We start from the raw sequence: 15,076 nt of genomic DNA, 5'->3' as shown, positions 1-15,076 counted from the left end.
CCGTATGGTCGACATCGACGCCCGCGCCGAGCGCCTCGACGCCTATCTGGCGGCGACGGGCTACGACGCCGTCTGGTTCGCCAGTCGCGACGCCTTCGCGTGGCTCACCGGCGGGGACAACACCGTCGGCGCCGCGGCTGGCGGGACGGGAGTCGCCGCCGCGGGTTACGTCCCGGGCGACGCGCCCGCGTTCCGCGCCATCGCGCCCGCGGGCGAAGCCGACCGACTCGCTGCCGAAGAGCTACCTGACTCGTTCGCGGTCGAGACGGTCCCGTGGCACGACTCGCTCGCGGACGCCGTCGCCACGGAGTCCATCGGCGCCGGCGTCACCGGGCAAAGCCCGGTTGCCCGAGGGACGTCGTCCCTCGCTGCGGCGGACTTCGACGTGCCGGGGCTGGACCGCATCGACGCCGCGCCGCTCCGACAGCCACTCGCGGCCGGCGACGTGGAGCGGTTCCGCTCGCTGGCCGAGGAGACCGCGGCGGCCGTGGAGCGCGTCTGCCGGCAGTTGACCCCCGAGGACACCGAACACGAGGTCGCTTCCGCGCTCCGCATCGCGCTCTCCTCGGGCGAGATGTCGGCGCCGACAGTCCGGGTCGCGGGCCGTGAGCGCGCCGAGACCTACCGGAGTCCTCCGGCCGGCGCCGGCGACCTCGACGACTACGCGGTCGTGAGCGTCACCGCGGAGCGCCGCGGCCTCCACGCCTCGCTCACTCGGACGGTCGCGTTCGACCCGCCGGGGCGCTTCGAGGAGCAGTTCCGCGCCGCGGCGCGGGTCGAGGCGACGGCGCTGGCGGCGACCAACGAGGCCGTCGAGACCGGTGGCGACGCCGGCGACGTGTTCGAGGCCATACAGGCCGCCTACGAGGAAGTGGGCTTCCCGGATGCGTGGCAAGAGGGCGAGCAGGGCGGCGCCGCGGGGTTCGCCCGCCGGGAATGGTTGGCCGCGCCCGACGGCGAGGACCCGGTTCGGGCACCGATGGGTTACGCGTACAACCCCGTCATCGGCGGCGCGCGCAGCGAGGACACCTACCTCGTCGAGACCGGCGAGGACCCCTTCGAATGCCTGACGGCGACGCCGAACTGGCCGGCGTTCGACGTCGAGGCGGTCGGCTACGACCGGACCGTCGAGCGCCACGCCCCGTACTCGCCCTGAATTGGGATTGTGTCGGGGAGGTGCGATGCTGTTGGCGGCGACGGCGGCGACGCCGAGGACGATACTGATGACGCCGACGACGCTGACGACGAGAGTTCGGGCGCGTTCCAGTTCGGCGCCGTCGTGGAGTAGTTCGACATGCGTCGAATTCGATTACGACGCAGGTGGATAGACTTTTGACGACGCCGGGGCAACCGCGGGAGTATGGGACTGGATGACGACGCCCGGGAGTACCACCGAACGGACCCGCCGGGGAAGATCGAGATTTCGACAACAAAGCCGACGAACACCCAGCGTGACCTCTCGCTCGCGTACTCGCCAGGCGTGGCGGCGCCGTGTCTCGACATCGCTGACGACGACGAGCGCGCGTTCGAGTACACCGCGAAGGGGAACATGGTCGGCGTCGTCTCCAACGGGACGGCGGTGCTCGGCCTCGGCGACATCGGCGCGCAGGCCTCCAAACCCGTCATGGAGGGGAAGGGCGTGCTGTTCAAGCGCTTCGCCGACATCGACGTGTTCGACATCGAACTCGACGAGACCGACGTGGACGCGTTCTGTCGTTCGGTCGAGGCGATGGAGCCGACCTTCGGCGGGATCAACTTAGAGGACATCGCCGGCCCCGAGTGTTTCGAGATCGAGCAGCGACTCCGCGAGTCGATGGACATCCCCGTGTTCCACGACGACCAGCACGGGACCGCCATCATCAGCGGCGCGGGTCTGCTGAACGCCGTCGACGTGCTGGACAAGGAGATCTCCGAGATGGAGATCACCTTCTCCGGCGCCGGCGCGTCGGCGCTGGCGACCGCGCGGTTCTACGTCGAACTCGGCGCCGACCCCGCCAAGATCACCATGTGTGACTCCTCGGGAATCATCACCGAGCAGCGCGCCGCGAACGACGACGTGAACGAGTACAAGAAGGAGTTCGCCCGCGACCTGCCGGAGGGCGACCTCGCGGACGCGATGGACGGCGCGGACATGTTCGTCGGCCTCTCGGTCGGCGGCATCGTCTCCCAGGAGATGGTGCAGTCGATGGCGGACAACCCCATCATCTTCGCGATGGCCAACCCCGAACCCGAAATCGGGTACGAGGAGGCCCGCGACGCCCGCGACGACACCGTGGTCATGGCGACGGGGCGCTCGGACTACCCGAATCAGGTCAACAACGTGCTCGGGTTCCCGTTCCTCTTCCGCGGCGCGCTGGACGTGCGCGCGACCGACATCACCGAGAACATGAAGATGGCCGCTGCCGAGGCGCTGGCGGATCTGGCCCGGCAGGACGTGCCCGACGCCGTCGTGAAGGCCTACGGCGATCAGCCCCTCCAGTACGGCCCGGAGTACGTCATCCCGAAGCCCGTCGACCCGCGCGTGCTGTTCCAGGTCGCGCCCGCCGTCGCCGAGGCGGCGATGGACGAGGGCGTCGCTCGCACCGAGATCGATGTCGACGAGTACGCCGAGGAACTCGAGGCCCGTCTCGGCAAGTCCCGCGAGATGATGCGGGTCGTGCTCAACAAGGCCAAGAACAACAAACAGCGCGTCGCGCTCGCGGAGGGCGCCGACGAGAAGATGGTCCGTGCGGCCGCCCAGATCAACGAGCAGGGGATCGCCGAGCCGGTGCTGCTCGGCAACCGCCCGGAGATCGAGGGGATCGTCGAGCAGTTGGGGCTCGACTTCGCACCCGACATCGTCGACCCGCGCGCCGACGAGACCGGCGACTACGCCGACCGGCTCTACGAGATCCGGCAGCGCAAGGGCGTCACCCGCAGCGAGGCCGACGAACTGGTCCGGCGTGACACCAACTACCTCGGCAGCGCGATGGTCGAGCAGGGCGACGCCGACGCGCTCCTGACGGGGCTGACCCACCACTACCCGTCGGCGCTCCGGCCGCCGCTTGAGGTGATCGGCACCGCCGACGACGCCGAGTACGCCGCTGGCGTCTACATGCTGACGTTCAAGAGCCGCGTGGTGTTCGTCGCCGACGCGACGGTGAACCAGAACCCGAGCGAGGAAGTGCTCGAGGAGATCACCAAGCACACCGCGGAGCTCGCCCGGCGGTTCAACGTCGAGCCCCGCGCGGCGCTGCTCTCCTACTCCAACTTCGGCTCCGTCGAGAACGAGGGGACCCGCAAACCCCGCGAGGCCGCCGCGAGCCTGCGTGCAGACACAGAGGCCGACTTCCCGGTCGACGGGGAGATGCAGGCCGACACGGCCGTCGTCGAGGACATACTCACGGACACCTACGAGTTCTCGGAGCTGGACGAGCCCGCGAACGTGCTCGTCTTCCCGAACCTCGAAGCGGGCAACATCGCGTACAAACTGCTCCAGCGCCTCGGCGGCGCCGAGGCCATCGGCCCGATGCTCGTCGGCATGGACAAGCCGGTCCACGTGATGCAGCGCGGTGACGAGGTCAAGGACATCGTCAACCTCGCCGGCGTCGCCGCCGTCGACGCACAGCAGGAGTAGCCCGTTCGGCCATAGACGCGGTCACACACCTTCTTTCTCCGCGACCCGCCCACACACCTTCTTTCTCCGCGACCCGCCCTGACAGACTGCCCCGATTTCGGGGACGGCACCCGGTTTCGATGCATGCCATACGGGCGCAGGGTATAAGTCAGTCCGCCTCTTCCGACTGTCTATGTCTGACAAAGACAGGGAAGGCGTCAATCGACGGAAGTTCCTCGGCTTCGCCGGGACGGCGGCTGCGACAGCCATGGCCGGTTGTGGCGGTGGCGGCGACACCGATACCGCGACCGACACCGAGTCGGGGATGGGCGACACCGACACGCCGACCCCCTCCGGCGGTGACGAGACGCCGACCGACCGGCCGGAACCGACGACCCGGGACGGCTACCTCCAGCGGGCGAACCGCCACGCCAACGAGCAGGCGCCGTGGGTGTTCCTGAACCGTCAGTACTCCGTGTACGGCAAGAGCGCCGACATCGAGTGGCAGGCCCGCGCCGACGAGTTCATCGACGCCTACGCCATCTCGCCGGCCACCGACAGCGGGGACGACGTGGTGATCAACCAGTCCCAGATGGACAGCGGACTGGACCCGCAGGACCACCGCGCGACGCCGACGGACAACGTCGTGATGCAGGCCTACGAAAAGCTGCTCGACCGCGACCTGGAGGGCGGCATCGTCGACTCGCTGGCTGACGACTACAGCCGGCAGGAGGACGGCCGCGTCCGGTTCCAGATCCGCGACGGCGTCTCCTTCCACTCCGGGGACAACCTCACGCCCGAGGACGTCGCGTTCTCGATCAACCGTATCGTCGACCCCGACGTCGGCGGCCTCGCGAGTCCCCAGCAGGACCAGCTCGCCGGCGTCACCGGCGCCGAAGTGGTCGACGGCGAGCGCGCCGTCGACGTGATGAGCGACGGGCTCAACCCCATCCTGTTCTCGCTGTTCGCCAGCTACGGCCCGATCGTCAACAAGTCCTGGATCCAGTCCAACGACAGCTCCTACATCAACCAGAACATCGACGGGACCGGCCCGTTCCTGCTCGAGACCTACGAGCAGAACGTCCAGGTCGTCTTCAACCGCAACGACAACTACTGGCGAGACGCTGCGGAGATCAGTTCGCTCACGATCACGTCCGCCAGCGAGTCCAGCACGCGCGTGAACTCGCTGCTCTCCGACGAGGCGGACATCATCGTTAACGTCCCGCCACAGGAGGTCAGCCGGGTCGAGGAGAACGACGGGACGAGCATCGCCGCGGCGCCGTCGACGCGGGTCATCTTCAACGCGATGCGCTACGACGTGGAGCCGTTCGACTCCCCCGAGTTCCGACAGGCGATCAACTACGCCATCGACCTCGAGAGCATCATCCAGAACGTGCTCAGCACGTTCGGTGACGCCACGGGACAGCCGACTCTCGATGGGTTCTTCGGCTACAACAGCGACACCGATCCGTACCCGTACGACCCGGACGAGGCCGAGGCGCTGGTCGAAGCGTCCGGCTACGCGGGCGCCGAGATCACGCTCGAGACACCGGTGGGTCGCTACCTCAACGACGTCGAGATCGCGCAGGCGGTTGCGTCCTACGTCGACGACCTGCCGAACGTGACCGCGAGCGTCGAACAGCGTGACTTCCAGACGCTGGCCGGCGAGGTCACCGACGGTAACATCGAGAGCAGTCCGCACTGGTACCTCCTCGGCTGGGGTAACACGACGTTCGACGCGAGCCAGACCATCATCCCGCTGCTCACTAGCGGGGGCAACCTCACAAGCTACTCCAACGACGAGTTCGACCGCCTCGTCGAGGAGGCACAGAGCCTGCCCAGCGAACAGTAGATGTCGTACGGACGGTTCCTGCTGAAACGCGGTTTTCAGGGGATCCTGGTCGTCTGGGGCGTCGTCAGCATCGTGTTCATGCTGCGGTTCATCACCCCCGGCAGCCCGGTGGACGCGGTGGCGCCACTCGACGCGAGCGCGGAACTCCGCCAGCGCATCGCCGAGGAGCTGGGGCTGAACCAGCCGCTGTACGTCCAGTATCTGGACTACCTCTGGGCGCTACTCCACGGCGACATGGGCTACTCCTACATCTCGGGCATCGAGGCCAGCCAGATGGTGTTCACGAAACTCCCAGCGACGGTCGAACTCGCCGTCGCGAGCAGCCTCGTCGCCATCACGCTCTCGATCCCGCTGGGGGTCATCAGCGCGACCCGGCGCCACCAGCCTGCGGACTACGCGGCGACGACGTTCTCGCTGGTCGGTATTTCGACGCCGAACTTCTGGCTGGGGATCATGCTCGTGCTCCTGCTCTCCGTGGAGTTCGGCCTCTTCCCGACCAGCGGCCGCGCCTACGGCTTCATCGAGGCGTTCCGCATCCTCGCCGCCCAGGGCGTCTCGCCGGGCCTCGACGCGCTCTGGCAGTGGCTCCGGCATATCTTCCTCCCAGCGGTGACGCTGGGAACGTACTTCACGGCACTGATCACCCGGCTCACGCGCTCTGGGATGCTCGAGGAGTTGGGCCAGTCCTACGTACAGGCGACCCGCGCGAAGGGGCTCCCGGAGTCGCTGATCCGCTACAAACACGCGCTGCGGAACACCCTCATCCCGGTGATCACGGTGCTCGGCCTGCAGTTGGGGACGCTCATCGGTGGCGCCGTCATCACCGAGGCCGTGTTCTCCTGGCCCGGTCTCGGGACGACGCTGATCAACGCGATCAACGTCCGTGACTGGCCGATCCTACAGGCGACGCTGGTCGTCATCGGCTGTGGATTCGTGCTTGTGAACCTCGTCGTCGACGCCGTCTACGCGTATCTCGACCCACAGGTGGTCGCTGAATGATCTCTCCACGCACGCTCAGAAACCTCCGCAAAGAACTCCGCTCGAGCGCGCTCGCCAAGATCGGCATCGTGCTCGTGCTCGCGATGCTGCTGGTCGCGACACTCGCGCCCTTTATGGCGCTACACAACCCGACCAATCAGAACCTCGAAGAGAACAACCTCCCGCCGCTGGGCTTCAGCCGCGCGACCGAGGAGACCACCTCCGAGATGCAGAACGGCTCGCTCGTCATCAAAAACGAGACCGTGCTGGTCAACGCGTCCGCGAGCCACCCGCTCGGGACGAACTCGCTCGGGCAGGATGTCTACTCCCGCGCGGTGTACGGCGCCCGCACGTCGATGATGGTCGGCGTGTTGGGGACGCTACTCGCCGCGATACTCGGGGTGAGCGTCGGCCTCATCGCGGGGTTCTACCGCGGCCGCGTCGACGACGCGTTGATGCGCTTTGCGGACATCTCGCTGGCGTTCCCCTCGCTGGTGCTCGCCATCGCGCTCATCGGCCTCTGGGGCCGTGCAGCCGTCGATATTCCCGACCCGTTCGTGATGTTGGGGGTAGTCGATCCCGTCCGGTCGGCGCTGGGCTTATCGACGGGAATGCCCGACTCCTTCGTGCTGCCGGGGACGGTCATCGTCGTCGTCGGCCTCGTGAACTGGGTCTGGTTCGCCCGCATCGCGCGCGGCGAGGCGCTCTCCATCCGCGAGGAGGAGTACGTCAAGGCCGCCCGCGCGCTGGGCGCGAGCGACCTCCGGATCATCGGCCGGCACGTCCTGCCGAACGCGACGACGCCGATCCTGGTGCTCGCGACGATCCAGGTCGCGGCGATCATCCTGCTGGAGTCGTCGCTCTCCTTCCTCGGCTTCTCGGGGACAACGCTCTCCTGGGGGTTCGACATCTCCCAGGGCCGGGCGTATCTCTCGACGTCGTGGTGGATCGCGACGGTCCCGGGACTCGCCATCGTGTTCGCCGTGATCGGTGTGAACCTCGTTGGCGACTGGCTCCGTGACGCGCTTGACCCCGGTATCGAAGGGGAGGGGGGTGTCTGAGATGGCCGACGAGATCCTCAAGGTACGGAACCTCACGACCCGCTTCTTCACGGAGGAGGGGCAGGTCAACGCCGTCGAGGGCGTCGACTTCGACGTGCGCGACGGCGAGGTGTTCGGCATCGTCGGCGAGTCCGGATCCGGGAAGTCCGTGACCGCGCTCTCGCTGATCGACCTGGTGGAGACGCCGGGCCGCATCACCGAGGGCGAGGTCTGGTACCGCGACGCCGAACTGGCCGATGAACATCGCGACTCTCACCCGGAGGCCGTCGACGGCGACTACGTCGACGTGCGCCAACTGCCCGAAACTACCCGCCGGTGGCTCCGCGGGCCGGCGTTCGCGACCATCTTCCAGGACCCGATGAGCAGCCTCAACCCCACCATCCCGGTGGGCGAACAGATCGCCGAGGCCGTCGAGGTCCAGCGCCGTGCCCGCGCGAACCCGCGACGCACTCGCTCGCGAACCCAAGGCTACGGACTGGGCCGCCTGCTCATTGACTCGGTGATCCCCTCGCGGAACTACGTCTCCGACGAGAGCCACGAGCGGGCGGTCGAACTGCTCGACCGGGTCGGCATCCCCGACCCCGAGCAGCGCGCCGAGGAGTACCCCCACGAGTTCTCGGGCGGGATGCTCCAGCGCGCGATGGTCGCGCAGGCGCTGGCCGGCGAACCCGACGTGCTGATCGCCGACGAACCGACCACCGCGCTCGACGTGACGATTCAGGCCCAGATCCTGAACCTCCTCACCGAACTGCAGGAGGAAGAGGACATGAGCGTCGTGCTGATCACCCACAATCTGGGCGTCATCGCCCGGATGTGCCAGCGCGTCGGCGTGATGTACGCCGGAGAGGTGGTCGAGCGCGGATCCTTGGAGGACGTGTTCGAGAACCCGGTCCACCCCTACACCGAGGGGCTACTGGGCTCGATCCCGGACCTCGAGGACCCCGCGCCGCGGCTCTCGCCCATCGAGGGGAACGTCCCCAGCCTGCTGGATTCGGAGATGGGCGAGAAGTGCTACTTCGCGGATCGCTGCCCGAAGGCGATGGAGTCCTGTCTCCACCGCATCGACGAACGCGACGCGCCGTCGACGCTCGACGGCGTCGACCACAAAGTGCGCTGTGTGCTCGCCGACCGCGAGTACGACGAATCCGAGGCGCTCGACGGCGCCACGGCCCCGGAGGTGACCGATGACTGAGACTGCCCCAGACAACGCTGACCAGCCCGGTTCGGCCACGGATCGAACTGCGGCCGACGACGCCGACGCGCTGCTCGAGGTACGGAGCCTCAGGAAGCACTACCAGGACGGCGGTGGCCTGCTCGACCGCGTGCTGGGTCGGGAAGCGACCAGCGTCAAAGCCGTCGACGGCATCGACTTCGACGTGCGCCGGGGCGAGACCCTCGGCCTCGTCGGCGAATCCGGCTGTGGGAAGTCCACGACCGGCGAGACGCTGCTGCGCCTGCGCGAGGCCACCGGCGGCACCGTCGCGTTCGACGGCGAGGAGGTGTTCGACATGGACGACGAGTCCATCGCCTCGTTCCGCCGGCGCGCCCAGATCGTGTTTCAGGACCCGTTCTCCAGCCTCGACCCGCGGATGACCGTCGGCGCCATCGTGGCCGAGGGGATGCGGATCCACGGGCTCCCCGAGTCCGACCCGACGGTCGCGACCGCCGCGGAACTCTCCGTCGGCGACGGGATCGACCGGATGGTTGAGGTCACCGTCGCCGACGACCTCGACCGCGTGATCGATGCTGACGACGGGGTCGCCCGCGTCCCGGTGTCGGTCCGGATGGGCGAGAAGAGCCCCGAGGCGAGCGTCGATCACGACCTGCTCGGCGCGACCGTCGAGGAGCGCGAAGCCGACCTCCACGTCGAGGTGACAGTGACCGGATCGAAGGGCGAGATCCGCCGGGCGAAGGCGGGCCGACTGCTCGAACGCGTCGGCCTCTCCTCGGATCAGGTCGACCGCTACCCCCACGAGTTCTCCGGCGGGCAGCGCCAGCGCGTGGGCATCGCCCGGGCGCTCGCGCTGGACCCTGAGTTCATCGTGCTCGACGAGCCGGTCTCCGCGCTGGACGTCTCGGTGCAGGCGCAGGTGCTGAACCTGCTCGACGACCTGCAGGAGGAGTTCGGCCTCACCTACCTGTTCATCGCACACGACCTCAGTGTCGTCCGGCACATCTGCGACCGCGTGGCCGTGATGTATCTCGGCAAGATCGCCGAGTTGGGCCCGACCGACCAGATCTTCGAGAACCCGGATCACCCCTACACGAAGGCGCTGTTGGAGAGCGTCCCGCGCGCGGAGGTGGCCGAACAGGGTCGCCGCGTCGCGACGCTGGCCGGCGACGTCCCCTCGCCGCGGAATCCGCCCTCCGGCTGTCGGTTCCGGACGCGGTGTCCGAAGGTGATCCCGCCCGAGGATATCGAGATCGAGCAGTCGACGTTCCGCGAAGTGATGAACCTCCGCGAGACGGTCGAGGCGGGCTCTCTCGATCCCGAGGCCGTGCAGGAAGTCGGCGCGCAGCGCTACCGGGAGGAGGAACTCCCGGCCCTCGATGGCGAGAACGCCGCGGTCGTCGATTCGGCGCTCGAGGCCGTCGCCGACGGCGACCACGCGGCCGCCGCGGCGACGCTCCGGGAGCGTTTCGAGACGGTGTGTGAGACGACCGAACCCGACGCGACGCCGGATGCGTCGGGCGACGTGGTCGCCTGCCACCTCGAGGACTGACCCGGCGCCGGCGCCTTTTTGCTCACACACCGGCGGCTGACCGTCGCCGCCTTCCAGTCACACACCGGCTGACCGTCGCCGCCTCATAGTCCGGCAGCAACGTTGACGTAGCCCCCGCCCCACCGTCCGTGTATGAACGCAGCAGACGTGATGACCGGTAACGTCGAAACTGTCGCCCCCGACGACGAGGTTGGCGAAGTGCTGGCCCGCCTCGCGGACGTGAACTACAGCGGCTTCCCGGTCGTCGAGGACGGCCGCGTCGTCGGCGTCGTCACCGAGGGCGACCTCGTGGACCTGTTCGAGGTCGAGGACCGCGTGCTCTGGATCCCGATCGGCCTCCCGCCGCTGGCGGACACGCTGACCTACGCGTTCGACCTGCCGGGCGACGACGTGGATATCGCCGCCCACGCCGAGGACCCGATCAGTTCGGTGATGACGGCCGACCCCGTGACCGTCGACGCCGACGACAGCATCGACGCGCTCCTCGACCTACTGGCGGACCCCGAGTCGGACATCAACCGGCTTCCGGTGCTGGAGGCCGGCGAACTCGTCGGAATCGTCACCCGACAGGACCTGCTTCGCGGCCTAAACCGGGAGCGCGACGCCGGCGGCGCGGCGTAGGCGGATCTGGGAAGAAAGCAGTAGCTCTAAGCCCGGCGTCGCGCTCAGTTTTCCCGTGTCTCGCTACCGGAACCTCGCGCTGTTCCTCCTGCTTGCCGCCATCTGGGGCTCGGCGTTCATGGCCATCAAGGCCGGCCTCGATGCCGGCTTCCCCCCGGTGCTGTTCGCGGCGGTGCGCTACGACATCGCCGGCGTACTGATGCTCGGCTACGCGTGGTGGGTCGTCGACGACCCCATCCCGCGCGGCCGTGACCAGTGGGCGACCGTCGCCGTCGGCGCGGTGCTGCTGATCGCGGCCTACCACGCGTTCCTCTTCATCGGCGAGGCCGACGAATCCGTCACCAGCGGCTCGGCGGCGGTGCTGGTCAGTCTGAGCCCCCTACTCACGACCGGGTTCGCCCGGCTGTTCCTCCCCGAGGAGCGCCTCGAAATCGTCGGCCTGTTCGGCCTGCTGCTGGGCCTCGCCGGCGCCGTCGTGCTCGCAAACCCCGACCCCGACGCGCTGCTGTCGGGCGGGATGGGCGCAAAACTGCTCATCGTCGCCGCGGCGGCCTCGTTCGCGCTGGGGAGCGTCCTCACCCGTCGGATCGACAGCGACCTCCCCGTCGAGTCGATGGAGGGCTGGTCGATGCTGCTCGGCGCGCTGCTGATGCACGTGCTGAGCCTCGGCCTGGGCGAATCGCCCGCGACGCTCGAACTCACGCCCGGTATCGTCGCCAGCCTGCTCTACCTCTCGGTGATCGCCAGCGCGCTCGGCTTCCTCATCTACTTCGACCTGCTGGACCGACTGGGCCCCATCGAGATCAACCTCGTCTCCTACGTCGCGCCGGTGTTCGCCGCCATCTCGGGCTGGCTGGTGCTCGGCGAAGTGGTCACACCCGAGACTGGCGTGGGCTTTCTCCTGATCGTTATGGGCTTTTCCCTGCTCAAACGTCGACAGATCGCCGCCGAACTGGATCGGCTCTGACTACACCTTCCGGCCGCCCTTGTACACCGCTGTCGGCTCGTAGAGGTTCGCGATATCCGAAAGCGGCGAGTCCTCGAAGGCAACGATGTCGGCGTGGTTGCCGACCTCGAGGGTGCCGATGTCGTTGGCGGGAACTGTCTCCGCGGCCGTCCCGGTGCCGGCGACGATAGCCTCGTGTTCGGTCATGCCGATCTCCTCGACGAACAGTTCGGCCTCCAGCGCGTTCTCGCCGTGGGCCATCGGCTCCGGGCCGAGGAAGTCCGTCCCGAGCGCGATGGGGACGCCCGCCTCGTAGGCTCGCCGGGTGGCGTCGAAGTGCGCTTCGCTGGCGTTGCGAGCCTTCTCGAGCCCGTACTCCGGGACGCCGAACTCGTCGCCGCGCTCGATCAGGCGGTGCATGATGGCCAGCGTGGGGACGAAGACCGCGCCGGTCTCCTCGAACAGGTCCAGACACTCCTGATCGATGTAGAAGCCGTGCTCGATGGTGTCGACGCCGTTCCGGAGCGCGGACTTGATCCCGGGTGTCCCCTGCGCGTGGGAGGCCACCGGGATGCCGACGCGGTGGGCCTCCTCGGTGAACGCCTGGATCTCGGCGTCGGTGAACTGGCTCTGACTCGGGGCGTCCTTCTCGCTCAGCACGCCGCCGGTGGTCATGATCTTGATGAGGTCCGCGCCCTCGCGGATGCGCTCGCGGGCGCCCTTCCGGCACTCGTCGGCGCCGTCGACGATCTGACTGCCGCCGGCGTCGTCGCTGGTCGCCCACTCGTAGGGGAGGTAATGTCGGTCGCCGTGGCCCGCGGTCTGGGAGAAGCTACTGCCGCTGGTGAACACCCGCGGCCCCGGGATGGTGCCGTCGTCGATGGCTTTCCGGATCGGCAGGCCGGCCTCGCTGCCCACGTCCCGGATGGCGGTAAAGCCCGTTTCGAGCAGCGTGCGCACGTCGGCGGTCGCACGGGCAGTGTTCAACTCGGTCGATTCCTGGATCCAGTCGAACGGCTCCATCGAGCGTGTCCCCTTCAGGTGGAGGTGTGCGTCGATCAGGCCGGGGATCACGGTCGCGTCGGAGTGGTCCACGTGGTCGGCGGCCTCGGGCGCGTCGACGGCCTCGGCGGGACCGACATCGACGACCCGGCCGTCCTCGACGAGGATCCGGCCGTCACTGATCGGGTCGTTCCCGGTTCCGTCCACGAGCGTGCCGCAGTCGATAACCTTCATCGTTCTTTGGTAGCTAGTGACGTGTGTTAGGGGTTCGCCTCCCGGCAGTCGATGAGCGGTCGACTGGGTCGCGCGCTGGGCCCCGCGGCGACTGTCAGCCGTGCGGAGCGTTGGACGGCACGGCGACTGTCAGCCGTGCGGAGCGCCGGACTCATCCCCGCGCGGGTCCAACCTTCGATCATGAGCGAATCCGACGCCGCCGACTGGGCCGAACGACTGCAAGCGAACCGCGAGGAGAAGGACCGCTTTTTCGCCGAACACCCGCAGTCGCCGATCCCGCCGGAGGAACGCGACGCGTTCGAGTCGCTGTCGTACTTCGATCCCGACCCCGAGTTCCGCGTCGAGGCCGACGTGACCGTCCACGACGACCCCGAACCGGTCGAGATGGAGACCACCAACGGCCCGCCCGTGCGCTACCTTCGGGTCGTCACGTTCGCGTTCGAACTCCGCGGCGAGGACTGTGAACTCCACGGCTACCGCCAGGAGAACCCCGAACACGACGGCCTGTTCGTCCCGTTGCGGGACAAGACCACGGGCCAGCAGACGTACTCGGGCGGGCGCTACATGGAGTTCGAACCGGAGAAGGACCTCGACGAGGCCGACACCATCACGCTGGACTTCAACCTCGCGTACACGCCGTTCTGCGCGTACAGCGACACGTTCTCCTGCCCGCTCCCGCCCGAGGAGAACTGGCTGGAAGTGATCGTTCCGGCCGGCGAGAAGACGCCCGAAGAAGCGTAGCGGTGGCGTTTCTGGCTGCCATCTCGGCTAGATACGAACTGACTTCCTATTTTTGCTTGTTGCCGACCAATACCTCCCCAAAGAAAATACACCACCACCGAATATAACTAACTCCGTACCGAACAGCTGATAAACAACGATGAGTGAGCTCCCTGAGACGGCGCCCGGTACGAACGTCCCGTACGGGAGGAAGCCGTACTACAAACCCGAGCCACTCCCACCTGCCCGGGGGCTATCGTTCGACGAGGGGTTCTACGAGACTCTATCCGAGGCGACGTTTTGGCTGGGAAAGCTCGGTGGGTTCTCACTAACTGTTGATTTCGCTCCTGTCGTGTACACCTCACTACTCCGGAAGGAGGCGATGGAGTCCTCCAAGATCGAGGGGGCGGAGGTCGACTACGATGCACTCTACGGTCACGAAACACGGTCGGGTGTTGCCTCCGATCAGGTGAGGGCTGTCGACGATAGCGACAAGAAGGACGTACGGGAGGTTCTGAACTACGAGGACGCGCTACGGGCCGGGATCGAGAAAATCGAACGTGGGGAAGAGATCTCTCTCGATCTGCTACACTCGCTTCACGAGACCTTGCTTACGGATGTACCCGATCAGCGACGCGAAACCGACACTATCGGGGAGTTCAAAACGACGCCCAACCACCTCGGATCGTTCCTTCCCCCTGTTCCTGAAACGGTCGAGGGGCTAATGGAGGCGCTCATTACCTACATCAGAACGGGCGGGAGCTACCACCCCCTCATCGACATCGCACTCGTCCACTACCAGTTCGAGACGATACACCCGTACGGCGACGGGAACGGTCGACTCGGCAGGCTTCTGATAACGCTCCAGTTGGCCGATGCCGGCTATCTCGAGGAACCGAACCTCTACCTCAGCGAGTACTTCAACCGATTCAAGGCGACGTACGTCGACCGAATGGAGGCGGTTCGTACCCACGGGGAGTGGGAAGCTTGGATCGACTTTTTCGTCACCGGAGTGCGCCACCAAGCGGAGGAATCCTTGAGGCGTTCGCGCGAGTTACGCGACCTCCAGCGCAACTACGAGCAGGAGTACGGTGGCCGTGCACGAACAGACGCACGACTCGCGTGTACCCTGTTCGAACAGCCGTATTTCACCGCCTCGCTCGTCGAGGAGATGCTCGACGTAACCAGTCCGACCGCATACAGGGCGATTGACCGTCTCGTCACGGACGGTGTTCTCGAAGAAACGACCGGACGGGATCGGAACAAGGAGTACCGAGCGAAGGAGATATTCGAGATCCTCGAAAAGCCCCCGGAAACCTACTGATCGCTGCGACTACTGCGCCG

At 67.3% G+C, this 15,076-nt stretch carries 13 protein-coding genes; 12 read left to right on the top strand and 1 reads right to left on the bottom strand.

Going from position 1 to position 15,076, the window contains the following annotated elements; translation table 11 throughout:
- Positions 1 to 4 precede the first annotated feature (4 nt).
- From J2753_RS01080 to J2753_RS01040, 10 genes are all read left to right on the top strand, one after another.
- Positions 5 to 1,156: a M24 family metallopeptidase gene (locus tag J2753_RS01080; RefSeq protein WP_209489607.1), complete on the top strand. Its 1,152-nt coding sequence runs from the start codon at positions 5 to 7 to the stop codon at positions 1,154 to 1,156.
- A 9-nt stretch (positions 1,157 to 1,165) separates the two neighbouring features.
- Positions 1,166 to 1,288, top strand: a complete 123-nt coding sequence (locus J2753_RS14505) for a hypothetical protein (RefSeq protein ID WP_281064168.1) — start codon at positions 1,166 to 1,168, stop codon at positions 1,286 to 1,288.
- A 72-nt stretch (positions 1,289 to 1,360) separates the two neighbouring features.
- Positions 1,361 to 3,616 carry an NADP-dependent malic enzyme gene (locus tag J2753_RS01075; RefSeq protein ID WP_209489605.1) on the top strand — a complete coding sequence of 752 codons (2,256 nt, stop codon included), beginning with the start codon at positions 1,361 to 1,363 and terminating at the stop codon, positions 3,614 to 3,616.
- Positions 3,617 to 3,788: 172 nt separating this feature from the next.
- A complete protein-coding gene (locus tag J2753_RS01070; RefSeq protein ID WP_245334405.1) occupies positions 3,789 to 5,447 on the top strand; it encodes an ABC transporter substrate-binding protein in 1,659 nt (552 codons plus the stop codon).
- Positions 5,448 to 6,446, top strand: coding sequence for an ABC transporter permease (locus J2753_RS01065; protein ID WP_209489603.1), 999 nt, complete (start codon positions 5,448 to 5,450; stop codon positions 6,444 to 6,446).
- Positions 6,443 to 7,486, top strand: a complete 1,044-nt coding sequence (locus J2753_RS01060) for an ABC transporter permease (RefSeq protein WP_209489601.1) — start codon at positions 6,443 to 6,445, stop codon at positions 7,484 to 7,486. The genes J2753_RS01065 and J2753_RS01060 overlap by 4 nt, the downstream gene beginning before the upstream one ends.
- Position 7,487: 1 nt before the next feature.
- On the top strand, positions 7,488 to 8,678 hold the full coding sequence (locus J2753_RS01055) for an ABC transporter ATP-binding protein (RefSeq protein ID WP_209489599.1): 1,191 nt from the start codon (positions 7,488 to 7,490) through the stop codon (positions 8,676 to 8,678).
- A complete protein-coding gene (locus J2753_RS01050) occupies positions 8,671 to 10,209 on the top strand; it encodes an ABC transporter ATP-binding protein (protein WP_209489597.1) in 1,539 nt (512 codons plus the stop codon). The genes J2753_RS01055 and J2753_RS01050 overlap by 8 nt, the downstream gene beginning before the upstream one ends.
- A gap of 132 nt (positions 10,210 to 10,341) precedes the next feature.
- Positions 10,342 to 10,830, top strand: a complete 489-nt coding sequence (locus J2753_RS01045) for a CBS domain-containing protein (RefSeq protein WP_209489595.1) — start codon at positions 10,342 to 10,344, stop codon at positions 10,828 to 10,830.
- A 55-nt stretch (positions 10,831 to 10,885) separates the two neighbouring features.
- Complete coding sequence (locus tag J2753_RS01040; protein ID WP_209489593.1) at positions 10,886 to 11,797, top strand: DMT family transporter; 912 nt, start codon at positions 10,886 to 10,888, stop codon at positions 11,795 to 11,797.
- On the opposite strand, the gene J2753_RS01035 is transcribed toward J2753_RS01040, so the two are convergent.
- On the bottom strand, positions 11,798 to 13,012 hold the full coding sequence (locus J2753_RS01035) for a metal-dependent hydrolase family protein (RefSeq protein ID WP_209489591.1): 1,215 nt from the start codon (positions 13,010 to 13,012) through the stop codon (positions 11,798 to 11,800). It lies immediately after the preceding gene.
- Between the two features lie 180 nt (positions 13,013 to 13,192).
- Here J2753_RS01035 and J2753_RS01030 point away from each other — a divergent pair, with 180 nt between their 5' ends.
- Complete coding sequence (locus J2753_RS01030) at positions 13,193 to 13,753, top strand: DUF1684 domain-containing protein (protein WP_209489589.1); 561 nt, start codon at positions 13,193 to 13,195, stop codon at positions 13,751 to 13,753.
- Between the two features lie 139 nt (positions 13,754 to 13,892).
- Positions 13,893 to 15,056, top strand: a complete 1,164-nt coding sequence (locus J2753_RS01025) for a Fic family protein (protein ID WP_209489587.1) — start codon at positions 13,893 to 13,895, stop codon at positions 15,054 to 15,056.
- Positions 15,057 to 15,076 lie beyond the last annotated feature (20 nt).

The sequence above is a fragment of the Halolamina salifodinae genome, from assembly GCF_017874235.1.
In the GTDB taxonomy this organism is placed as follows: Archaea; Halobacteriota; Halobacteria; order Halobacteriales; family Haloferacaceae; genus Halolamina; species Halolamina salifodinae.
Note: the sequence above shows the minus strand (reverse complement) of the source record. Positions and strands in the feature narration are given on the sequence as shown.

Excerpts from the sequence above, each read along its gene's own strand:
- J2753_RS01080 (WP_209489607.1), top strand. The coding sequence starts at position 5 with ATGGTCGACATCGACGCCCGCGCCGAGCGCCTCGACGCCTATCTGGCG.
- J2753_RS01075 (WP_209489605.1), top strand. The coding sequence starts at position 1,361 with ATGGGACTGGATGACGACGCCCGGGAGTACCACCGAACGGACCCGCCG.
- J2753_RS01070 (WP_245334405.1), top strand. The coding sequence starts at position 3,789 with ATGTCTGACAAAGACAGGGAAGGCGTCAATCGACGGAAGTTCCTCGGC.
- J2753_RS01065 (WP_209489603.1), top strand. The coding sequence starts at position 5,448 with ATGTCGTACGGACGGTTCCTGCTGAAACGCGGTTTTCAGGGGATCCTG.
- J2753_RS01060 (WP_209489601.1), top strand. The coding sequence starts at position 6,443 with ATGATCTCTCCACGCACGCTCAGAAACCTCCGCAAAGAACTCCGCTCG.
- J2753_RS01055 (WP_209489599.1), top strand. The coding sequence starts at position 7,488 with ATGGCCGACGAGATCCTCAAGGTACGGAACCTCACGACCCGCTTCTTC.
- J2753_RS01050 (WP_209489597.1), top strand. The coding sequence starts at position 8,671 with ATGACTGAGACTGCCCCAGACAACGCTGACCAGCCCGGTTCGGCCACG.
- J2753_RS01045 (WP_209489595.1), top strand. The coding sequence starts at position 10,342 with ATGAACGCAGCAGACGTGATGACCGGTAACGTCGAAACTGTCGCCCCC.
- J2753_RS01035 (WP_209489591.1), bottom strand. The coding sequence starts at position 13,012 with ATGAAGGTTATCGACTGCGGCACGCTCGTGGACGGAACCGGGAACGAC.
- J2753_RS01030 (WP_209489589.1), top strand. The coding sequence starts at position 13,193 with ATGAGCGAATCCGACGCCGCCGACTGGGCCGAACGACTGCAAGCGAAC.
- J2753_RS01025 (WP_209489587.1), top strand. The coding sequence starts at position 13,893 with ATGAGTGAGCTCCCTGAGACGGCGCCCGGTACGAACGTCCCGTACGGG.